14 protein-coding genes and 1 tRNA gene are annotated in these 21,607 nt (G+C 64.2%); 11 read left to right on the forward strand and 4 right to left on the reverse strand.

Annotation, left to right across the window (positions count from 1 at the left end):
* Positions 1–229: 229 nt before the first annotated feature.
* From EGJ22_RS13855 to EGJ22_RS13870, 4 genes are all read left to right on the forward strand, one after another.
* Positions 230–306, forward strand: a tRNA-Val gene (locus EGJ22_RS13855).
* 132 nt (positions 307–438) lie between these two features.
* The gene (locus EGJ22_RS13860) at positions 439–1,008 is read left to right on the forward strand and encodes an SPOR domain-containing protein (protein ID WP_029884966.1); all 570 of its coding nucleotides are present in this window, start codon (positions 439–441) and stop codon (positions 1,006–1,008) included.
* A gap of 98 nt (positions 1,009–1,106) precedes the next feature.
* Positions 1,107–1,532, forward strand: coding sequence for a hypothetical protein (locus EGJ22_RS13865; RefSeq protein ID WP_009682779.1), 426 nt, complete (start codon positions 1,107–1,109; stop codon positions 1,530–1,532).
* 87 nt (positions 1,533–1,619) lie between these two features.
* On the forward strand, positions 1,620–2,402 hold the full coding sequence (locus EGJ22_RS13870; protein ID WP_009682780.1) for an EAL domain-containing protein: 783 nt from the start codon (positions 1,620–1,622) through the stop codon (positions 2,400–2,402).
* Between the two features lie 79 nt (positions 2,403–2,481).
* On the opposite strand, the gene EGJ22_RS13875 is transcribed toward EGJ22_RS13870, so the two are convergent.
* Positions 2,482–2,724, reverse strand: coding sequence for a DUF1654 domain-containing protein (locus EGJ22_RS13875; RefSeq protein WP_009682781.1), 243 nt, complete (start codon positions 2,722–2,724; stop codon positions 2,482–2,484).
* A gap of 152 nt (positions 2,725–2,876) precedes the next feature.
* Here EGJ22_RS13875 and EGJ22_RS13880 point away from each other — a divergent pair, with 152 nt between their 5' ends.
* The 4 genes from EGJ22_RS13880 to EGJ22_RS13895 all read left to right on the forward strand — a co-directional run bounded on the left by EGJ22_RS13880 (position 2,877) and on the right by EGJ22_RS13895 (position 12,716).
* On the forward strand, positions 2,877–4,985 hold the full coding sequence (locus EGJ22_RS13880) for a TonB-dependent receptor (RefSeq protein ID WP_080709153.1): 2,109 nt from the start codon (positions 2,877–2,879) through the stop codon (positions 4,983–4,985).
* A 106-nt stretch (positions 4,986–5,091) separates the two neighbouring features.
* Positions 5,092–7,452 carry a DNA polymerase II gene (locus tag EGJ22_RS13885; protein WP_029884968.1) on the forward strand — a complete coding sequence of 787 codons (2,361 nt, stop codon included), beginning with the start codon at positions 5,092–5,094 and terminating at the stop codon, positions 7,450–7,452.
* Positions 7,453–7,530: 78 nt separating this feature from the next.
* A complete protein-coding gene (locus tag EGJ22_RS13890) occupies positions 7,531–11,958 on the forward strand; it encodes an NEL-type E3 ubiquitin ligase domain-containing protein (RefSeq protein ID WP_029884969.1) in 4,428 nt (1,475 codons plus the stop codon).
* A gap of 206 nt (positions 11,959–12,164) precedes the next feature.
* Complete coding sequence (locus tag EGJ22_RS13895) at positions 12,165–12,716, forward strand: DUF4174 domain-containing protein (protein ID WP_009682785.1); 552 nt, start codon at positions 12,165–12,167, stop codon at positions 12,714–12,716.
* A 53-nt stretch (positions 12,717–12,769) separates the two neighbouring features.
* On the opposite strand, the gene EGJ22_RS13900 is transcribed toward EGJ22_RS13895, so the two are convergent.
* Positions 12,770–13,618, reverse strand: coding sequence for a shikimate dehydrogenase (locus tag EGJ22_RS13900; protein WP_009682786.1), 849 nt, complete (start codon positions 13,616–13,618; stop codon positions 12,770–12,772).
* Positions 13,615–14,064: a type II 3-dehydroquinate dehydratase gene (gene aroQ / locus EGJ22_RS13905; RefSeq protein WP_029884970.1), complete on the reverse strand. Its 450-nt coding sequence runs from the start codon at positions 14,062–14,064 to the stop codon at positions 13,615–13,617. Before aroQ ends, EGJ22_RS13900 begins: the two co-directional genes overlap by 4 nt.
* Positions 14,065–14,301: 237 nt before the next feature.
* Between aroQ and EGJ22_RS13910 the strand changes: the two genes are divergently transcribed.
* From EGJ22_RS13910 to EGJ22_RS13920, 3 genes are read left to right on the forward strand one after another with little or no spacing between them, the layout of a single operon-like run.
* On the forward strand, positions 14,302–15,555 hold the full coding sequence (locus EGJ22_RS13910) for a TolC family protein (RefSeq protein ID WP_029884971.1): 1,254 nt from the start codon (positions 14,302–14,304) through the stop codon (positions 15,553–15,555).
* Positions 15,548–16,747 (forward strand): efflux RND transporter periplasmic adaptor subunit, encoded by a 1,200-nt coding sequence (locus EGJ22_RS13915; protein WP_029884972.1) that lies wholly within the window; start codon positions 15,548–15,550, stop codon positions 16,745–16,747. The genes EGJ22_RS13910 and EGJ22_RS13915 overlap by 8 nt, the downstream gene beginning before the upstream one ends.
* Positions 16,748–16,763: 16 nt before the next feature.
* A complete protein-coding gene (locus EGJ22_RS13920; protein WP_009682791.1) occupies positions 16,764–19,910 on the forward strand; it encodes an efflux RND transporter permease subunit in 3,147 nt (1,048 codons plus the stop codon).
* Positions 19,911–20,146: 236 nt separating this feature from the next.
* Here the strand turns inward: EGJ22_RS13920 and EGJ22_RS13925 are convergent, their stop codons facing one another.
* Positions 20,147–21,484, reverse strand: a complete 1,338-nt coding sequence (locus EGJ22_RS13925; protein ID WP_029884973.1) for an MFS transporter — start codon at positions 21,482–21,484, stop codon at positions 20,147–20,149.
* Positions 21,485–21,607 lie beyond the last annotated feature (123 nt).

Here is a 21,607-nt window from a genome sequence, read left to right on the forward strand (position 1 = left end):
CACATAGCTCAGTTGGTTAGAGCACCACCTTGACATGGTGGGGGTCGTTGGTTCGAGTCCAATTGTGCCTACCAAATCGAAGAAGGGGTGATCCGCAAGGGTCACCCCTTTTTTCATTGGTTTTTCCGGCGGTTGGCTGCAACACCGGGAAACTGCGAAAGTTTTTGATTTTTCTGAAAAAAACGCTTTACAGGTGCGCACTTGATCACTAAGATGCGCACCACACGACAGGCACATAGCTCAGTTGGTTAGAGCACCACCTTGACATGGTGGGGGTCGTTGGTTCGAGTCCAATTGTGCCTACCAAATTCCAGAAAGGGTGATCAGCAATGATCGCCCTTTTTGCGTGTGCGCGTGAAGCAGCCTGTAACCTTTGGTCACGCTTCGGCCAGCGCGCAGCATGCTAGAATCCGCCCCTTCGAAACGGGAGGTACATGCGTGCGTAAACTGGCTGTAGTAATGGCAGTGCTCGCCCTGGCGGGCTGTGAGAACGAGGTCGAGGGCGTGCACAAGCAGGTGGCTGAACACTTGCACAACCCCAAAACGGCCAAGTTCGGCAACGTGCGGATCGACACCCAGGGCACCATCTGCGGCCAGGTCCGTGGCAAGGACGATGCCGGGCAGTACGAGGCCTACCGCAGCTACGTGGCGTTCAAGCGCGATGGCCAGTACGACATTATCGTGGACGAGACCGGCAACAACCTGCGTATCCGCGAACTGTGCGGCGGTGCCGACCTGCAGCGTCGCGCCGAAGCGCTGGCCGACCAGCCGGCACCCGAAGGCTGGGATGTGGAGGTGGTGCAGGGCGCCAACATGGGCGCGCTCAGCGACATGACGGCCCGCCTGATCGAAAAGGGCATCCCGTCGTCGGTGGAATACCGCGATGGCAAGCCGGTGGTGCTGATGGGGCCGTTCCCTACTCGCGAAGAGGCGCAGGCCCGTCGCGATGAAGTCATGGCCAAATTGGGCACCGACTCGGTGGTCATCCAGCACGGCGCAGCGCGCTGACCTGCGCGGCCAACCCGCTCCCAAGGCGCATGATAGGCACCTTGCGCCCAGCATTGGCTATGCTTGGGTAGGGAGAGGCTGAAATGGGGGGGCGCCTGATGTCGACACTGGAGCGGGCCATAGCCGTGGCCGCCAGGGCGCATGAAGGGCAATACGACAAGGGTGGGGCGGCGTATATCCTTCACCCTTTGCGTGTGATGCTGCGGGTTGCCACACCGGAACAGCGCATTGTTGCGGTGCTCCACGATGTGATCGAGGATACCCCGCTGACCCTCTCCGACCTGGCGCGGGAGGGCTTCGCGCTGAAAATTCTCGCAGCCCTGCTGGCGCTCAGCCGGCGTGAAGGCGAAGCTTATCAGGACTTTGTCGTGCGCCTGGGCGACGACCCGCTTGCGCGCACGGTCAAACTGGCTGACCTGGCCGACAACAGTGACCTTTCGCGTATTCCCTGCCCAGGCCCTGCCGACCTGGCGCGGCTGGCGCGCTATCGCGAGGCCAGCGCTTACCTGCAGGCACTTCGTTAGTTCAGCCGCAAGCCTTGAGGTTGACTTGGCATAAGATGCAGATTCAAGCATTCTGAACCGCCATACTCCGTGACCTCGACATAGCCCATGAGCAAGCCAGTGTTCCCCCAGCCCTTTCTAGCGATTGGCTGCTCCCAATGTCGTGACCTCGCTAGCCTGGGTTTCGACATTACCATGGCGTTCCAGCCCATAATCCATGTGCCTTCAGGCAGGCCGTTCGCCTACGAGGCACTGGTTCGCGGTGTGAACGGTGAAAGCGCTGCGCAAATTTTGGCCAAGGTAACTCCCGACAACCTGTACCGCTTTGATCAGGCCTGCCGCGTGAAGGCCATCGAGCAAGCGGCTGGTCTGGGCTTGGGGCGCCAGAAAGACTGTAAATTGAGCATCAATTTTCTGCCCAATGCCGTCTACCGTGCCAGCACCTGCATCCGGGCTACCTTGGAGGCCACAGTCACATTCGACTTCCCCGCCAATCTGCTGATGTTCGAAGTGACCGAAGGCGAGCGGATCGAGGACACCGAGCACTTGAAGTCGATCTTCAAGGAGTACGAGCGACAGGGCTTCACCACTGCAATAGATGATTTTGGCTCGGGTTACTCAGGGCTGAATCTGCTCGCAGAATTTCAGCCGGCTGTGCTCAAGCTGGATATGGCTCTCACTCGGGGAGTCAACCAGGATGTGGTTCGCCAAGCCATCGTCGCCGGTATCGTATTGGTGGCCGAGCGGTTGGGCATTACGCTGATTGCCGAGGGGATCGAGACTGACGAAGAGTGCCAAGCACTGGCGGCGCTGGGAATTGATTTGATGCAAGGGTATCTATTCGCTCGGCCGCAGGTGAATGGTTTGCCGTTGTTTGAGCGGCTGTCTTGACCTTGACCTGATGGTGCTCCCCTGGGCGGCACAGCAGGCGCAGGCCGGTAGCAGCGAAAAGTGCAGCGCTCATGCCTGGTCAGTCTTCCTTCGGCACCGTCCAGAAAATCTGCACGCCGCCATCGTCACGGTGGGCAAGGGTGACGTTGTCGTTCTCGGCAATTTCCCCGAGCAGGGTTTCCCAGTCGTCCGGGCTTTCCTGTTCCAGGCGGAAGATCAGCGCGGCGCGGCTGCGTTGGGCGGTGGGGCTGTTGATTATCTTCTGGATGCGAACACCCAGCTGAACGTAGCTGCTTGGGGTGGCGGAGGCGGTGCTGGACACAGGAATATCCTTGTTGTGCTGTATGTGCGTACAGTATTTCAGCGTAAGCAATTTCGCAACAGCTTGTCAGGGAAAATCCGGCGAGGCTGGCCAGAGGGTTCGCACTGTCGGTGCGGGTCTGGTGTAATGGCGGTCATTTTCGGAAGCTGCGCATGTATCGATTTCTTTCTCGTTTTCCTACCTCTACAGGCCTGGTCCTGCTGATTGCCGGCGACTTTGGTGCGCTTGACGATGCCTGGGCCGATGCCCCCACCGCCGTGGTGATCGAGCCGCTGGTGGTGAGCGGTGCCTACCTGCCCACCCGTACGTTCGACCTGCCGTTCTCGGTCGATACTATCGACTTGTCCCGTGGCACTGACGGCCAGTTGGGCGTCAACCTGTCGGAAGTGCTGGGCAAGGTGCCAGGGCTGGTGGTGCAGAACCGCCAGAACTACGCCCAGGACCTGCAGGTTTCTTCGCGAGGCTACGGCGCCCGCTCGGCCTTCGGGGTGCGGGGCATCAAGCTGATCAGCGATGGGATCCCGGCCAGTACTCCCGACGGTCAAGGGCAAGCGGCCACGCTCAACCTGGATGTGGCCGAGCGCATCGAGGTGTTGCGCGGCCCGGCCGCCACCCTGTACGGCAGCAACGCCGGTGGGGTTATCCAGATGTTCAGCCGCGACGGCCAGGGCCCTGCCCAGATAGGTGCCGAAACCACCTTCGGCAGCGACGGTTTCAACAAGAACCACCTGAGCGCCGAGGGCGGTAACGACACGGCCGGTTTCCTGCTGGATGCGTCGCGCATGGACACCGACGGCTACCGTGACCACAGCGCGGCGCGCCGTGACCAGACCTTCGCCAAGGTCCATTTCAAGCCGGATAGCGAATCGCGCCTGGCACTGTTCTACAGCAGCCTGGAACAGAACGGCACCCAGGACCCTCTGGGGCAGACCTGGGAAGCCTACAAGCACGACCCGCGCTCCAGCGCGGCAGTGGCGCAAACCTATGACACGCGCAAGAGCATCGACCACCAGCAGTTGGGCATGAACTATGAGCGCTACGTAGGTGACGCCACGTTGCAGCTGAACCTGTACGCCGGGCAGCGCCGGGTGGTGCAGTACCTGTCCATTCCCAAGACGGTGGTCTCGAACAGCCAGCGCGGGGGTGGCGTGGTCGACTTCGATCGGCAGTTCCAGGGCGGTACGCTGCGCTGGATCCAGCCGGTTGCCCAGGTGCCCGGCAATCTCACCCTGACCCTTGGCGCCGATTACGACCAGAGCAAGGATGACCGCCGTGGCTACCAGAACTTCAGCGCTGACCAGTTGGGTGTGAAAGGCGAGTTGCGACGTGACGAGCAGGACACCGCCACCAGCCTGGACCCTTACCTTCAGGCGCACTGGGAAATCGGTAACTGGACCAGCGAGCTGGGCTTGCGCTACAGCAGCATGAACATGCGCGTCGATGACCATTACCTGGCCAACGGTGACGCCAGCGGCTCCAAACGGTATCAGCAAGCCACCCCTTCGCTGTCTGTGATGTACGCCTTCACCCCTGATTTGCGTGGTTACGTGAGTGTCGGCAAAGGCTTCGAAACCCCCACGCAGGCCGAGATGGCCTATGCACCGGGAGCGGACGAACGCTTCAACTTCGGGCTCGAGCCTGCCACCAGCATGCAGTATGAAACGGGCCTGAAGTACCGGCTGAGCGAGCGCACGCGGCTGGACGCCGCCGTCTACCAGATCCAGACCGAAGACGAAATTGTCGTGGACCGTGCGACGGACGGCCGAACCAGCTATCGCAATGCCGGGCGTACCCTTCGGCGTGGCTTCGAGGCCCGCCTGCAGCAGGATTGGAACGACCAGTGGCAGGCCACTGTGGTGTACACCCGCACCGACGCGCGCTATGCCGAAAACGTCAGCCAGGCCATCGCACGTGGCAACCGCCTGCCAGGTGTGCCCCAGGACAACCTGTATGGCGAGGTGCTGTGGAAGCCGGTGGCGGCGGTCAGCATGGGCCTGGAAGGGCAGTATCGCAGCAAGGTGTATGTCGACGACAGCAACGCTGCCAAGGCGGCGCCGGCCTATGCCGTGTTCAATTGGCGTACGCGCTTCGAGCAGCATGTCGGCCCGTGGACATTCCACCAGCTGGTGCGCCTGGACAACCTGTTCGACCGGCAATATGTAGGGTCGGTGATCGTCGGCGACAGCAACGGGCGTTACTACGAGGCCGCGCCTGGGCGCTCATGGTACGCGGGGGCGGGTTTGGCGTACCGGTTCCAGTGACGGGCTACAGGGGCCGGGTGGCGCCTGCAGCGGCTGCCCAGCCACCGCTGGCAGTGCCGGTAGCGGTAGAATCAGCACCTGATCATACGCTTCAGAGGTAGATGCGGTGGAATTGCAGCAGGGCTTCGTCCTGACCCGGCATTGGCATGACACGCCCGAAGGGACCTGCGTGGAATTCTGGCTGGCTACCGATCAGGGGCCCCGGCAATTACGCCTTGCCCCTCAGGACTCGGTGGCTTTCATACCGCTGGCGCAGGCTGAACATGCCCGGGTGTTGTTGGCCAAAGAGCCAGGTGTACAGCTCAAGCCCTTGCAGTTGAAGGATTTCGAGCAGCGCCCGGTCATGGGGCTGTATTGCCGCCAGCACCGGCAGCTGATGCAACTGGAGCAACGCCTGCGCAACGCCGGCATCGACGTGTTCGAAGCCGACATTCGCCCGCCCGAACGCTACCTGATGGAGCGCTTCATCACCGCCCCCGTGCAGTTCACTGGCAAGCCTGATGCACAGGGCGTGCTCTGCGAAGCTCAGCTCAGGCCGCTGGCAGGTTACCGCCCACCGCTGCGCCTGGTGTCGCTGGACATCGAAACCAGCGAGCGTGGGGAGTTGTACAGCATTGCCCTGGAGGGCTGTGGCCAGCGCCAGGTGTACATGCTTGGCAAACCCAACGGCGACCCGGCGGGGGTGGACTTCGATCTGCACTACTGCGCCGACCGCGCCGAGCTGCTGGTGTGCCTGAACCAGTGGATGGCGCTGCACGACCCCGACGCGATTATTGGCTGGAACCTGATCCAGTTCGACCTGCGCGTGCTGCATGAGCACGCCAAGGCGTTGCAGGTAGCGCTGGCCTTGGGGCGCAGAGGCGCAGCCATGACCTTGCGAAGCCAGGGCGGCGGTGGCCACGTATTCGCCGACGCCCCGGGGCGCTTGTTGATCGATGGCATCGAGGCGCTGCGCTCGGCCACCTGGAGTTTCCCATCGTTCAGCCTCGAAAACGTCGCCCAGACGCTGCTCGGCGAAGGCAAAGCCATCGACACACCCTACCAGCGCATGGACGAAATCAACCGGCGCTTCGCCGAAGACAAACCGGCCCTGGCGCGGTACAACCTGAAGGACTGTGAGCTGGTGACGCGGATCTTCGCCCACACCCGCCTGCTCGAGTTCCTGCTGGAACGCTCATCGGTTACCGGCCTGGCGGTGGACCGCAGCGGCGGGTCGGTCGCCGCGTTTTGCCACTTGTACATTCCGCATATGCACCGCCTGGGGTACGTGGCGCCCAACCTGGGCAGCCGGCCGGACGAAGCCAGCCCCGGCGGCTTCGTCATGGACTCGCGCCCAGGTTTGTACGACTCGGTACTGGTCCTGGATTACAAAAGCCTGTACCCCTCGATCATTCGCACCTTCCTGATCGATCCGGTGGGCCTGGTGGAAGGTTTGCACCGTCCTGACGATGAGCACTCGGTGGAGGGTTTCCGTGGCGGGCGCTTTTCCCGCAGCCAGCATTGCCTGCCGGCCATCGTCGAGCGTGTGTGGCAGGGCAGGGAGGCGGCCAAACGCGAGGCTAACTCGCCGTTGTCCCAGGCACTGAAGATCATCATGAACGCGTTCTACGGTGTGCTGGGTTCCAGCGGTTGCCGCTTCTTCGACCCCCGGCTGGCCTCGTCCATCACCTTGCGTGGGCACCAGATCATGCACCAGACCCGGGCGCTGATCGAGGCCCGGGGTTTCGACGTGATCTATGGCGATACCGACTCCACCTTCGTCTGGCTCAAGGGTGCCCATGCCGAGGAAGACGCGGTGCGCATCGGTCGCGAGCTGGTGGCCGAGGTCAACCAGTGGTGGCAAACGCACCTGCGCGAAAGCATGGACCTGGATTGCGCCCTCGAGCTTCAGTTCGAGGTGCATTACCGGCGTTTCCTGATGCCCACCATCCGTGGTACCGACGAGGGCAGCAAGAAACGCTACGCCGGGCTCAGGCAGCGGGCTGATGGCACAGAAGAAATGGTGTTCAAGGGCCTGGAATCGGTGCGCACCGACTGGTCACCGCTGGCCCGGCAGTTTCAGCAGGAACTCTACGCACGCGTGTTTCGTGGTGAGCCGTACCGTGATTACCTGTGTGACTATGTACAGCGCACGCTGGCGGGTGAGAACGACGAGCTGCTGGTCTATCGCAAGCGCTTGCGGCGACCCCTGGCCGACTATCAGCGCAATGTCCCGCCCCATGTGCGTGCCGCACGCCTGGCCGACGACTACAACAAGCGCCTGGGCCGCCCGCTGCAATACCAGCGCGGCGGCTGGATCAGCTATGTGATCACCACCGCAGGCCCAGAGCCGCTGGAAAACCTGCAAGCCCCCATCGACCATGATCATTACATCAGCCGGCAGTTGCAGCCGGTGGCTGATGCCATCCTGCCTTTTGTCGGCGACGACTTCGCGCGGCTGATCGACCATCAACTGCTGCTGTTCTGAACGGGTAGTAGATAGCTAGCCGTCGGCATGCCCTGAACCTGCACAAACTCTAGCCTCAACGCCATCGCGGAGGCACAGATGCAGGGCAAATCCACTTCACCTTCGAATGCGGTCGACGCGCTTGCCATCGCGCAAGCCTGCCAGGACCATTACATTGCACAGCGGCTGCCGGCATGGATGGCGAAGCTGACGGTGGCCGACTACCGGCTGCTGAGCCAGGCACTGTCGCAGTTGCTGGCTTGCCGGGAAGGGCTGACGCAAGCCCTGGCACAGGTGCGCAACCTGGATGATTTCAGCCGGCCTTTGCTGCAGCAGGCGCTGGCCCGGTTTGGCACCCTGGATGCCGACCGCGTGTGCCTGCGGCAATGGTATTACTTCACGTCGCCGACCATCAGTTATGTGACCGGTCGGCTGCCAGTCGCCGACAGCGATTACTACGATACGCCGCTGCTGGAGGCAGCGCTGGGCAACTTCACCGAGGCCGAGCAGCATGATCAGCCCCGCAAGAATTGCCTGGTGGATGCGCTGGGCGCCACGCGTACTGAGCTATCGGCAACGGCCTTCGTCAGGCTGTGCCGCACGCTGGACCTTGGCCAGCAGTACCAGGCGCACCTGGCGGGTGTTTTTCAGCCAAGCGTGCGTGAGCTGCTGGTTAGCCGCCAACGCTATGGCATGCTGGCCGATGCGCTTGCGGCCCGCGCACAGGGCGTGTTGAGCGCGGCCCAGCTGCACTGGGTGGTGCAACTGTGCATGCATGACACGCTTGGCACCCTCGCGGGATCGCCGGTCAGCGTCCGCCGGCTGGAACTGTTTGGTTGCCGCATGCAGCAGATCGTGGTGCTGGATGTCATTGCCGAGGGGACGTTCTACAACACCAGCAAGTACGTCCTGGTGTATGTACCTGGCGACCCCGCAGGCCCCTGGAGCGTGTGCAACGACCTGGAACACTACGCCCGCCGGGTGCTTGGCAAGCGTTTGCGCAAGAACGACTACCGGCGTTTCTTCAGCCGCTTCGTGCGCCGTCGCGACAGCCAGCGGTTTTTCTCTGCCGTGGGTGAGCGGCTCGACGATGTCACCCACTGGGCGACCCGCAGCCTTGATGAACAGACGCATGCCTATGGTTTACCGCTGTTCGATGCCCTGGCTGATGACTGGATTGGCCAGGTCAAGGATGACGCGGCGATCATCGCCCCGCCAGTGGCGATGCTCGATCGCCAGGCTCAGGCCGAGCATGCCCGCCGTTTACAGGCTGAAGGGCAAACCCTGCTCGGCATCGCAGGGCTTTTCGTGCCCGCAATTGGCGCGGTGATGCTGGGTGTGATGGCCTGGGAACTGCTTGAGCAAAGCTTCCAGGCGGTCAGTGACTGGCAACAGAATGAACGCAATGCTGCGCTGGCCCACCTGCTGAATGTGGGCAAAGGGTTGTTGACCGTCGGTGCAACCGTTGCTGTTGTCGCGGCGGCGCGACGTGCCTGGAGCGTGGTAGACCCACTGGTGCCGGCGCAGCTGCCAGGTGGCGAGGAAAAACTGTGGAACACCGACCTGGAACCCTACCGTTGTGGCACCCCGCCGGCTACTGCGGTGCGGGACGAGCAGGGGGTGTATCGCCTGGCCGAGCGCTGCTGGATCAGCATGGACGGTCACTGGTATGAAGTGGCGTGGCGCAAGAACGATGAACAATGGCAGTTGCTCCCTTACCAGGGCTATGCCCCCTTGCTCCGCCACAATGGCGCCGGTGCGTGGCGGCTGTGGTGCGAGCAGCCCGCCGAATGGGCAGACGCGCGCCAGCTGTTCCGCCGCCTGGGCAAGCCCTACAGCGACCTCGATGACCTGCAGATCGACCAGGCGCTGGCCATCCACGGGCTGGACGACCAGCACTTGCGGGCATGGCATGTGTATGGCCGAGCACCTGAGGCAGCGCTGGCTGACACGGTGCAGCGGCTGCTGTTCGCTGGGCGGATCCACACGTTGGTCGGTCAACTGCGCGAAGGTGGCGCCACCGCCGATCAGCAATTGCTGGCGCGGGTGCTGAGCCTTCCCCGGGCGGCAGGCCTGCACGGGCGCGCGCTGGCCGAAGTGGCCTGGGCCGGGCGTCGGGAGCTGCTGCAAGCCATGTACGAGGAGCACAACACCGGCCCGCACACCCCTTGCCCTTTGCAACGGGCCTTCGCCAGCCTGCACCGCCTGGCGGCCAGGGAAGTGATGCGCAATGCCAGCGAGGACGACCTGCAGCACCTGCAAGAGACCGGGCGCGTGCCGCTGTTCATGGCCGAGGCGGCCAGGCTGCAGGTTACGCGGATTCGAACCGCGCGGGTCTTCGAGGCGCTGCGCATCGATACCCCACAGAATCTCGACCTGGCGCGGGTTGTGCTGAACCTGCTGGGGCAGGTGCCGGGGGCCGGAGGGCCAGGCTGGCGATTGTTCGACGGTGAGGCCAGCGAGCCGCTGCTGACAATCGAAGGCGCGGGCCCAACCTTCGATCTGCTGCACCAGCATGGGGTGTTTCGCTTGCACGACCGTGCTCAGCCCAACGCCGGTGCTGCCGGGGAGCTGTTCGAAACACTGGCGGCGGCGTACGACGCCGAGGCACGAGCGGCCAGCCGGCAGCCTGCTGTGTTCGCACCCGCCCTGCGCCAGGCGGTGGCAGACCTCGCCTTCAACCAGCGGCCAGCCGTGCTGGTCGCCCTTGGCCTGGGCCAGCGCCGTGGCGCCTTCGTGGCACCGCTGCGGCTCGCTGACGGCCGCATTGGCTACCCCATGGCCGGCGGCAGGTTATGGGCTGCGTTCGGGCGGCTCAGGCCGCGGGCGCTACAGGCACGCCTGCGCGACCTGTACCCGGCCTTCAGCGACGAGCAGGTTGGCCAATGGTTGGCGTCAGCCGATGCCCGGGCCAGGTTGAACGGCCTGGAGGCGCAATACCGACAGCTCAATAGCCACCTCGACAGGTGGGTATTCAATGCTGTTGCCACACCTGAACTGACTGCCCGACGTGAATTCAGAAAAGGCTTGATCGACTGCTGGCGCTTGCTCGTTCCCGAGTTGCAGGACCAGGCATCTGTGCAGGGCGGGCGCTTCATGCTGACCCAGACCCGCAGCCGTTTGCGCCAACTGCCTGGCCTGCCGGCCCAAGTGAGTTTCGCGCACGTGTCTATACTGGCCTTGCGCGCCATGCGGCTGGAGCAGGTGCCCGACGATTTCCTGCAGGCGTTTCCCAACTTGCGCAACCTGGAAATCACCAATTGCCGGCTCAGGCGCCTGCCGCTGCCTCAGATGCTGGCACAAAGGCTGGAGGTGCTCGACCTGTCAGGCAATCAGATCGCGCTCGACGAAAGCCAGGCGCTGGTCCTGGCCGGTTGCCGCTCCCTGGTGTACCTGAACCTTTCGGACAACCCGTTGCGCCGGGCATTTTCCGTGTTCGCCATGACCGAGCTCAACGCCTTGCACCTGTCACGCACGCAATTGCCGGAGTTTCCCTACGGCACGCTGGACGCGCCGCAACTGCACACGCTGGACCTCAGTGGCAACAGTATTTCAGTGCTGCCTGACGACCTGCATCAGTCACACCTGTGGCGCGCGGGCCGGGTCGAACTGTCGGGCAACCTGCTGGCGGCTGCATCACAGGCGTCTTCCAGCTGGCATTGGCTCGAGGCGAGTCGCGTGCCGTATCGGTTCCGTTATCTGGACCTGGTGGCGGCAGAACGTCGCGATGAAATGGCCGCGTTGTGGGTTCATCTGGAAGCCGATGAGGTATCGGACGACTTCTTCAAGACGTTGTCCGTACTGACCACCTCCGGCGCATTCAAGTTTTCCTCCACCGCTTGCGCGCTGGCAGCCCGGGTACTGGAAATGTTCGAAGCCATGAGTGAAGACACTGCGCTGCGGCTGGAGCTGTTCAGGCACGCCGCGGCGACGGATTGCCAGGACAACGCCACTGCCCGTTTCGCTGACCTGGAAGTGCGCTTGATGATATGGCGTACGCGCCGCCAGCAGGGTGGGCGCCCCCCGGAGCAGGGCTTGTTGTGGCTCGGCGGGCAGTTATGGCGCTTGGCGTTGCTCGATCAGTTCGCGGCAGAACATGCCCGCCGGTTGGGGGCCGGCAGTGAGTCACTCGAATTCGCCCTGGCTTACCGTGTTGCCTTGCGCACGGCCCTGGATTTACCCGCCCAGCCCGGGGAGATGTTGTATACCGATATTGCCCGGCTGCAGGACACCGACCTTCGTTCGGCGCGTGCCTTCGTGCTGGCAGCGCAGACCCGCGACGGCATGGCTGAATACCTTTCCAGGCAACGCTTCTGGCAGGACTACCTGCGGGGCAGTTTCCCCGATCGCCTGCAAGTGCCGCAGGACATGCATGATGAACTGGAGCGGCTGATGGCGCTGGGCAACCAGGAAGCGCAGGTCGAGCGGCTGCAGATTCGGAATCAGCAGCGTGAGCATGCCCTGCTGTTGCAACTGACCCTCAAAGCCCTGGACAGAAACGCGCCCGGCGACAGCACGACGGGGTAAAACGGCCAGCGCAGCGCTGCCGGCCGCTGGCTATGCGCTATGCTCAGAGCAGGCGGCGATGTTTGCAAAGGCCTCGCCGCCCGGTCACGGAAATCGGAAGTTACCTTTGTGGCAAGCACGCCATGGGCGGTTGGTTTAGGCTCCCGCGTCGGATCTTTCTCCATGATCTGTAGTCTTTGGTTTATCGTGAGAATAAGGAGATATGCATGCTCGTCCGCTCACTGACCCTCGCCACCCTGCTCGCGCTGGCCGGCCCTTTGCATGCCGCTGACAGTGACGCACCGTTGGCCAAGGAACTGGGCAAGGCGCGGCCATTGGTGGTCATTGCGCCGAGCAGCGCCGACCCCACCCTGCGTGGGCTCAACAAAGCGCTCGAAGACCCGGCTACCCAGGCAAAATTCAAGGAGCGCAGCCTGGTGCTGTACAGCGTGGCGCAAATGATGGGCAAACGGGAGGACAAGAACCTCGAGCAGCAAACCACCATGGCGCTGATCCGCGAACTGAAGCTGGGGGCGAGCAAAGGCACCAAGGTGATTCTGGTGGGCAAGGATGGTGAGCGGCATGTGCTCAAGGATGACGAAGACAACACCGCCCTCGATCCTCAGGTGATCTTCGAGGCAGTCGATGCGCTGCCCGCGAGCGAGAAGGCGGTAACCGCACCAGAGCCGGTGGCGGCCGCACCGCAAACCAAGGCCAAGGACAGCAAACCTGCCAAACCGGCCAAGCCTGCCGCCCCGCCCAAGCCGCTGGAAGACTGACCGGGTGCGGCCCTGAGCTTGCTCAGGGCCGTTGCCACGCAGGCCTGGCTCAGTCAGGAGAAGCTGGCGAAATGTGCCTGCATCCGCGCGGCGTCAGCCTGCCGGCCGCTGAACAGTTCGAATGCTTTCACAGCCTGGAACACCGCCATGTTGCTACCGTCCAGTGTGCGGCAGCCCAGCGCCCGTGCAGCGCGCAGCAGTTCGGTTTCCAGCGGGAAGTAGATGATCTCCGCCACCCACAGCCGTGCATGCAGCAGCGCCACTGGCAGCGGCGTGCCGGGTAGCTTGGCCATGCCGACCGGGGTGGTGTTGACCAGCCCGTCCGCATCGGCCAGTGCCGTGGCCAAGTCACCGCCAAGCATTGCCCGCCCCGCACCGAAATGCGCATTCAGGTTGTCGACCAGTGCCTGAGCGCGGGCGGTATCCACTTCGAACAACACCAGCTGTTCAACCCCTTCGCCCAGCAAGGCATGCGCCACCGCCGAGCCCGCGCCGCCAGCCCCCATCTGCACCACCTTGCGGCGGGCCACATCGGGCAGGCCGCGGCGCAAACCTTCGGCAAAGCCCAGGCAATCGGTGTTGTGGCCAACCCGCTTGCCGTCCTTGAGTACCACGGTGTTGACCGCGCCGATGCCGCGCGCTTCATCCGACAGCTCGTCGAGCAAAGGCAGGATCGCCTGCTTGAACGGGTAGGTGATGTTCAGGCCGGTAAAACCCGTGTGCTGCGCAGCGTCGAGCAGGCCGGGCAGGGCGCTGTCGTCCAGTTGCAACTGGTCGGCGTCGATCAGCCGGTACAGATAGCGCAGGGCCTGGGCATCGCCTTCGTGCTCGTGCAGGGCCGGGGTGCGCGACAGTTGGATACCCCGGCCGATCAGGCCAGCAAGGATGGCAGGCTGGCTCATGCTGCACGCTCCTTGAGTAGTTCGGCGAAGTGGCTGATGGCCATGCGGTAGCCGTGGCTTCCCAGGCCGCAGATGACGCCGACCGCGATCGACGAAACGAACGACACGTGGCGGAACGGTTCACGTTTGTGCACGTTGGACAGGTGCACTTCGATGACCGGTACTTCGCTGGCCACCAGCGCATCGCGAATGGCTACCGAGGTGTGGGTCCAGGCACCTGGATTGATCACGATACCGGCGCAGCGATTGCGCGCGGCGTGGATCCAGTCGATCAGTTCACCTTCATGGTTGGTTTGCCGGAATTCGACTTCCAGGCCGTGGGCATTGGCAGTGTCGGCGCAGTGTTGGCCAAGGTCGGCGAGGGTTTCGTAACCATACTGGGCCGGCTCTCGGGTGCCCAGCATGTTCAGGTTGGGGCCGTTGAGCACGAGAATGAGGGGCGTCATGACGGGCTTCGCTTTGTTGTTGTTGGATGTGCCTAGTTTTGTACTGACTGGTTAGTTCCGTCAATTGAGGGGAGCCGCCGTGCTGGGAAAGTGGGCGATTATCGAACCGCGTTCGCCGCCAAGGCGCGCTGGCGCACAGGCTGCACGCCTTACAGAATTGTAATTTTCATGCCACCACCCCGATAACCAGCCCTCTCTACAGTCCCTCGCCACCCTTCGTCGACGAGGACCTGTTCCGTGCTCATCCCCCGCAAGTTCGCCTTGCTCTGCCTGCTGCTGGTTGGCGCCACGAGCGCCCACGCCAGCCAGCGCTTGAGCTTGCCCCAGGCGTTGGCCGCCGCTTTTGCCCAGAACCCGGAACTGGCTGCCACCAGCCGCGAAATCGGCATTGCCGACGGCGAGCGGCGCCAGGCCGGGTTACTGCCCAACCCCGAGCTGGCGTGGGAGGTGGAGGACACGCGCCGGGACACCAGCACCACCACCATCACCCTCAGCCAGCCGCTGGAACTGGGCGGCAAGCGCGCTGCACGCATCGCTGCGGCCGGCGTCGGTCAGGCGATCGCCCAGCTTGACCTGGAACGCCAGCGCAATGGCCTGCGTGCCGATGTGGTCCAGGCGTTCCATGCCGCCTTGCGGGCACAGACCGCGCTGGAGCTGGCGCAGCAATCCCAGGCCTTGACCGCCCGCGGCTTGCGGGTGGTGCAGGGGCGGGTCACTGCCGGCCAGTCATCGCCCGTGGAGGCCACCCGCGCCCAGGTGCAAATGGCCCAGGCCGAGGCCCAACTGCGCCGCGCGCAAACCCAGCGTAGCGTGGCCTACCAGGCCCTGGCGCGTTTGACCGGCAGCCCGCTGGCCAGCTTCGACAGCTTGCAGGCGGCCAACCTTTCGCCTGGGGTCGCGCCCAGTCCTGACACCTTGCTCGCCCGCGTCGAGCAAACGGTCGAGTGGCGCCTGGCCGCCGCCCAGGTCGAGCGTGGCGATGCGGCGTTGGGCACGGAAAAGGCCCAGCGCATTCCCAACCTCACCGTCAGCCTTGGCAGCCAGTACAGCCGCGAAGAGCGCGAGCGGGTGAACGTGGTTGGCCTGTCCATGCCGCTGCCGTTGTTCGACCGTAACCAGGGCAACGTGCTGGCGGCTGCGCGCCGTGCCGACCAGGCGCGTGACTTGCGCAATGCCGTAGCCCTGCGCTTGCGCAGCGAAACCCGCAGCGCCGTCGACCAATGGGTCACGGCCATGCAGGAGGTGGCGGCTTACGACCGCACCATCCTGCCGGCTGCACAGCAAGCCGTGGACACCGCCACCCGTGGTTTCGAAATGGGCAAGTTCGCTTTTCTCGATGTACTCGATGCCCAGCGCACGCTGATCGAGGCCCGTGGCCTGTACCTCGAGGCCCTGGCCACGGCGGCCGATGCACGCGCGCGGGTCGAGCGTATCTACGGCGACCTCGATGACCTGGGCAACCCAATGATCAGCAGGAGCAGCAATGACTAACCCACGCAAGTTGGCCCTTCTGGCAGCCACCCTGGCCGCGTTAGGCCTCGGTGGCCTGGCCTGGACCGGTACGCTCGGCCAGGCAGCCACTGCCCAGCCAGCTGAAGACAGCCATGAGCATGGCGAGGCGGACGCCGCCGAAGGCCATGCAGAAACAGAGCACGACGATGAACAAGGGCAGGTGCACCTGTCCATCGCCCAGATCGAGGCTGCCGGGGTGCAGTTGGTTGCTGCCGGGCCGCGCGCGCTGGGTACAGCCATAAGCTTCCCCGGGGAAATCCGTTTTGACGAGGACCGCACCGCCCACGTGGTACCGCGGGTGCCGGGTGTGGTCGAGGCAGTCCAGGCCGAATTGGGGCAGGCGGTCAAGCGCGGGCAGGTGCTGGCGGTAATCGCCAGCCAGCAGATCTCTGACCTGCGCAGCGAGCAGCAGGCTGCCCAACGCCGCCTTGAGCTGGCGCGCCTGACTTTGCGCCGCGAACAACAGCTGTGGCAGGAGCGCATCAGCGCCGAGCAGGATTACCTGCAGGCGCGCCAGGCGCTGCAGGAGGCCGAAATAGCCTTGGCCAATGCCCGGCAGAAGGTCGCGGCGGTGGGGCCGGCAGGTGCCGGCAACCGCTATGAACTGCGCGCACCGTTCGACGCCGTGGTCGTGGAGAAACACCTGAGCGTGGGTGAGGTGGTCGACGCGACCAGCAACGCCTTCACCCTGTCTGACCTGAGCCGGGTGTGGGCGACTTTCGCCGTGGCACCGCGTGAGTTGGACAAGGTACGCACCGGCCGTACGGTCATGGTCAGCGCGCCAGACCTGGGGGCCCAGGTCGAAGGCAAGGTCAATTACGTTGGCAGCCTGCTCGGCGAACAGAACCGTGCCGCCACCGTCCGTGCCAGCCTGGCCAACCCTGACGGCGCCTGGCGCCCCGGTTTGTTCGTCAATGTTGCGGTCAGCATCGAACGTTTCGAGGCTGCGGTAGTGGTGCCTGAAATCGCCCTGCAAAGCCTGGACGCGCAGACCGTGGTATTTGCCCGTACCGAGCAGGGCTTCGAGGCCCGCCCCGTAACCACCGGCCGTCGCGATGCCGGGCAGGTGGAAATCACCAGCGGCCTGGCCGCCGGAACCCAGGTGGCTGCCGCCGGCAGCTTCGTTCTCAAGTCGGAGCTGGGCAAAGGCTCGGCCGAGCACAGCCATTGACCAGGGGTACGCCTGCATGTTCGAACGCCTGATCCAATTTGCCATCGAGCAGCGCCTGGTGGTGATGCTGGCTGTGGTCCTGATGGCCGCGGTGGGCATTCACAGCTACCGGCAGTTGCCGATCGACGCCGTACCGGATATCACCAACGTCCAGGTGCAAATCAACACGGCCGCACCCGGTTACTCGCCCCTGGAGACCGAGCAGCGCATCACCTTCGCCATCGAAACCGCCATGGCCGGCCTGCCCGGGCTCAAGCAGACTCGCTCGCTGTCGCGCTCGGGGTTGTCACAGGTCACGGTGATCTTCGAGGACGGCACCGACCTGTTCTTCGCCCGCCAGTTGGTCAACGAGCGCCTGCAAGTGGCGCGCGAGCAACTGCCCGAGGGCATCGAGGCTGGCATGGGGCCGATCTCCACCGGGCTGGGGGAGATTTTTCTGTGGACGGTGGAAGCCGAAGAGGGGGCCCTGAAGGAAGACGGCACCCCCTACAGCGCAACCGACCTGCGCGTGATCCAGGACTGGATCATCAAGCCGCAGTTGCGCAACGTGCCCGGGGTGGCAGAGGTCAACAGCATTGGCGGGCACGCCAAGCAGTACCTGATTGCGCCGGACCCCAAGCGCCTGGCGGCCTACAAGCTCACCCTCAACGACCTGGTCGCGGCGCTGGAGCGTAACAACGCCAACGTCGGCGCGGGTTACATCGAACGTAACGGCGAGCAGTTGCTGATCCGCGCGCCTGGCCAGGTGGCCTCGGCCGATGATATCGCCAACATCGTCATCTCCAGCGTGGACGGCACCCCGATCCGCGTCAGCCACGTTGCCCAGGTAGGCCTTGGCGAGGCGTTGCGCTCGGGGGCGGCGACCGAAAACGGCCGCGAGGTGGTGCTGGGCACGGTATTCATGTTGATCGGCGAAAACAGCCGCACGGTATCCCAGGCAGTGGCTGCCAAGCTGGTGGAGATCAACCGCAGCCTGCCCAAAGGGGTGTCGGCGGTGACCGTGTACGACCGCACCAACCTGGTGGAAAAGGCCATCGCCACGGTGAAGAAGAACCTGATCGAGGGGGCCATTCTGGTGATCGCCGTGCTGTTCCTGTTCCTGGGGAACATTCGCGCGGCACTGATCACCGCCATGGTCATTCCGTTGTCGATGCTGTTCACCTTCACGGGCATGTTCGCCAACAAGGTCAGCGCCAACCTGATGAGCCTGGGCGCGCTGGATTTCGGCATCATTGTCGACGGCGCGGTGGTGATCGTGGAAAACGCCATCCGCCGACTGGCGCATGCCCAGCAACGGCATGGCCGCATGCTGACGCGCAGCGAGCGCTTGCACGAGGTGTTTGCCGCCGCCCGTGAAGCACGGCGGCCACTGATCTACGGGCAGTTGATCATCATGGTGGTGTACCTGCCGATCTTTGCCCTGACCGGGGTCGAAGGCAAGATGTTCCACCCCATGGCCTTCACCGTGGTCATCGCCCTACTTGGCGCGATGCTCCTTTCGGTGACCTTCGTACCCGCTGCGATCGCCCTGTTCGTCACCGGCAAGGTCAAGGAAGAAGAGGGCCTGGTAATGCGCACCGCGCGGCAGCGTTATGCGCCGGTGCTGGCCTGGGTGCTGGGCCGGCGCCGGCGTGCATTTGCCGGGGCAGCGGCCTTGGTGCTGTTGTCCGGGGTAATGGCCAGCCGCATGGGCAGTGAATTCATCCCCAGCCTCAGCGAGGGTGATTTTGCCCTGCAGGCCCTGCGTGTGCCGGGCACCAGCCTGTCGCAATCGGTGGACATGCAGCAGCGCCTGGAGCAGGCCATCATCGCCCAGGTGCCCGAGGTGGAGAGGGTGTTTGCCCGTACCGGTACCGCCGAGATCGCTGCCGACCCGATGCCGCCGAATATTTCCGATGCCTATGTGATGTTGCGCCCGCGCGAGCAATGGGTCGACCCCGGTAAGTCACGCGAGGCGCTGATCGCCGACGTGCAACGTGCCGCCGCCAGTGTTCCCGGCAGCAATTATGAGTTGTCGCAGCCGATCCAGTTGCGTTTCAACGAGCTGATTTCCGGTGTGCGCAGTGATGTGGCGGTGAAGCTGTTCGGTGACGACATGCAGGTGCTCAACCGTACTGCCGCACAGATCGCCGGCAGCCTGCAGGGCGTACCCGGTGCGTCCGAGGTGAAGGTCGAGCAAACCACGGGCCTGCCGGTGCTGACCATCGACATCGACCGCGACAAGGCCGCACGCCATGGCCTGAACGTGGGCGATGTGCAGGATGCCATCGCCACCGCGGTGGGCGGCCGCAAGGCGGGCACCTTGTATGAAGGTGACCGGCGGTTCGATATGGTGGTGCGCCTGTCGGAAACCTTGCGTACCGACGTGGATGGGCTGGCCAGCCTGCTGATCCCGGTGCCGGCCAGTGGGGCTGCGGGCACCGGGCAGATCGGCTTCATCCCGCTGTCGCAGGTGGCCACCCTTGACCTGCAACTGGGGCCGAACCAGGTCAGCCGCGAAGACGGCAAGCGGGTGGTGGTGGTCAGCGCCAACGTGCGGGGGCGCGACCTGGGCTCGTTCGTGCAGGAGGCCGAGCAGGTATTGCGTGGCCAGGTGCCGATACCGCCTGGGTACTGGACACGCTGGGGTGGCCAGTTCGAACAGCTGCAATCGGCGGCCGAGCGCCTGCAAGTGGTGGTGCCAGTGGCCTTGCTGCTGGTCATGGCGTTGCTGTTGATGATGTTCAACAACCTCAGGGATGGCCTGCTGGTGTTCACTGGAATTCCGTTCGCCCTCACAGGGGGCGTCCTGGCCCTGTGGTTGCGCGACATTCCCTTGTCGATTTCCGCTGGCGTGGGCTTCATTGCCCTGTCGGGGGTGGCCGTGCTCAATGGCCTGGTGATGATTGCCTTCATCCGCGGCTTGCGTGAGCAGGGGCGAACGCTGCGTGCGGCGGTCGAGGAGGGCGCGCTGACCCGTTTGCGGCCGGTACTGATGACCGCGCTGGTGGCGTCACTGGGCTTCATTCCCATGGCCTTGGCGACGGGCACCGGGGCTGAGGTGCAGCGGCCGTTGGCGACCGTGGTGATTGGCGGAATTCTGTCTTCGACCGCCTTGACCTTGCTGGTATTGCCGGCGTTGTACCAATGGGCTTATCGACGCGAAGAGGCGCAGGAGGGGTAAAGCCCTGGGGCCGCTGGGGCGGCCCATCGCGGCACACCTCCACCCTGCAGGGTGTGCCTAATTGGAGTAACTGTCTTTCTCAAAATTTGAAAAGCCTGCGCGATTCGTTGTGGGAGCGGGCTCTAGGCACCTGCGGCATTCAGCTTGTCATTCGCCGCTCTCACTCCAGACTCTAATCCCCTCTCAAGACACACGCGGCCTTGTGTCGCGATGGGCTGCACGGCAGCCCCAGGATCTCAAACCGAGCCTTGAACGCCTTGGCCTACACCCTCGGCGTTGGGTTCATCATGCAGCGATATCCGGGACGTTTCCGGCAACGCCAGCCCGCCGAGCAAAGCCACCAACGCAATCACCACCAGGTAGAACGCCGGCGCCAGGCTGCTGCCGGTCTGCCCGATCAGCCAGGTCGCGACCAGCGGCGCGGTGCCACCGAACAGCGTATAGGCCACGTTGTAGGTAATGGCCGAAGCGGTGTAGCGGGTCCGGGTCGGGAAGCTCTCCGACAGCAATGCCGCTGTCACCACCCCGCTGCACAGTGCCCCGACCGCCAGCAGAATCACCCCCACCAAGGCCCCCGGCATCGAGCCGGAGCTGGCCAGCCAGTAGGCCGGGAACACGCACAGCATCACCCACAGGCAGGTGAAGCCGATGGTCTTGCGCCGCCCGAACCGGTCCGACAGCGCCCCCGCCAGCGGGCAGCCGATGGCGGCGAACAGCAGGGCTACGGTGGTGACCAGCAGCGACTGCGCCCGGGTCAGGTTGCCGACCAGTTGCAGGTAGGTGGCGAAGTAGGTGGTGAACATGTAGAACGACAACGCCGTCAGCGAAATGAACGCCCCCAGGTTGCGAATGGCCCGGCCGTGGTGGCGCAGGGTTTCCTTGAGTGGCGAATGCTCGTGCTCCTTGCCCTGGGCCACGGCTTCCCGGAATGCCGGGGTTTCTTCCATGCGCCAGCGCAGGTACAGGCCGACCAGGCCCAGTGGCGCGGCGATCAGGAACGGAATGCGCCAGCCCCAGGCAGCCATGGCTTCGCTGGACAGGCTGGCTTCCAGGCTATAGGCGATCACCGCCGCACAGGCGAACGCGGAAAAGGTCGAAACCGGTACGAAGCTGCCGTAGAAAGCCCGCTTGTCGTTGGGCGCGTGTTCCATCAGGTAGGCGCAGGCCCCGGCGTATTCGCCACCGGCAGAAAACCCCTGAAGGCAGCGCGCCAAGGTCAGCAATACCGGCGCGGCCAGGCCGATGCTGGCGTAGGTCGGCAGCAGGCCGATCAGGGTGGTGGAGCCGGCCATCAGCAAGATGGTCAGCGAGAGGATGCGCTTGCGCCCCAGCCGATCGCCGAGGGCGCCGAACACGATACCGCCCAGGGGGCGCAAGGCGAAGGCCACCGCGAACACGGCAAAGGTCTTGAGCAAGGCGACGCTGGAATCTTCGCTGGCAAAGAACTGGCTGGCGATCAGCGTGGCGAGAAAGCCGTACACGGCAAAGTCGAACCATTCGACGAAGTTGCCGATGGCCGAGGCGGCGATCACCCTGCGCAGGGTGGCGGGGGATACCTCATGAGGTGCGGACATGCGGGTGCTCTCCGATTCCATTGGCAGGCATGATGAACGTGGTGCGGTCTGGCCGCGCCATCATTGTTATGCCTGCCAGTAGATAACCGGGCAGCGCAAGGCGCTTTGTCGAGGACGACCTCG

The organism is Pseudomonas sp. p99-361 (assembly GCF_003935475.1).
Lineage (GTDB): Bacteria > Pseudomonadota > Gammaproteobacteria > Pseudomonadales > Pseudomonadaceae > Aquipseudomonas > Aquipseudomonas juntendi.

Coding starts and splice junctions, on each gene's coding strand:
- EGJ22_RS13865 (WP_009682779.1), top strand. CDS start 1,107: ATGTCGACACTGGAGCGGGCCATAGCCGTGGCCGCCAGGGCGCATGAA.
- EGJ22_RS13870 (WP_009682780.1), top strand. CDS start 1,620: ATGAGCAAGCCAGTGTTCCCCCAGCCCTTTCTAGCGATTGGCTGCTCC.
- EGJ22_RS13880 (WP_080709153.1), top strand. CDS start 2,877: ATGTATCGATTTCTTTCTCGTTTTCCTACCTCTACAGGCCTGGTCCTG.
- EGJ22_RS13890 (WP_029884969.1), top strand. CDS start 7,531: ATGCAGGGCAAATCCACTTCACCTTCGAATGCGGTCGACGCGCTTGCC.
- EGJ22_RS13895 (WP_009682785.1), top strand. CDS start 12,165: ATGCTCGTCCGCTCACTGACCCTCGCCACCCTGCTCGCGCTGGCCGGC.
- EGJ22_RS13900 (WP_009682786.1), bottom strand. CDS start 13,618: ATGAGCCAGCCTGCCATCCTTGCTGGCCTGATCGGCCGGGGTATCCAA.
- aroQ (WP_029884970.1), bottom strand. CDS start 14,064: ATGACGCCCCTCATTCTCGTGCTCAACGGCCCCAACCTGAACATGCTG.
- EGJ22_RS13915 (WP_029884972.1), top strand. CDS start 15,548: ATGACTAACCCACGCAAGTTGGCCCTTCTGGCAGCCACCCTGGCCGCG.
- EGJ22_RS13920 (WP_009682791.1), top strand. CDS start 16,764: ATGTTCGAACGCCTGATCCAATTTGCCATCGAGCAGCGCCTGGTGGTG.
- EGJ22_RS13925 (WP_029884973.1), bottom strand. CDS start 21,484: ATGTCCGCACCTCATGAGGTATCCCCCGCCACCCTGCGCAGGGTGATC.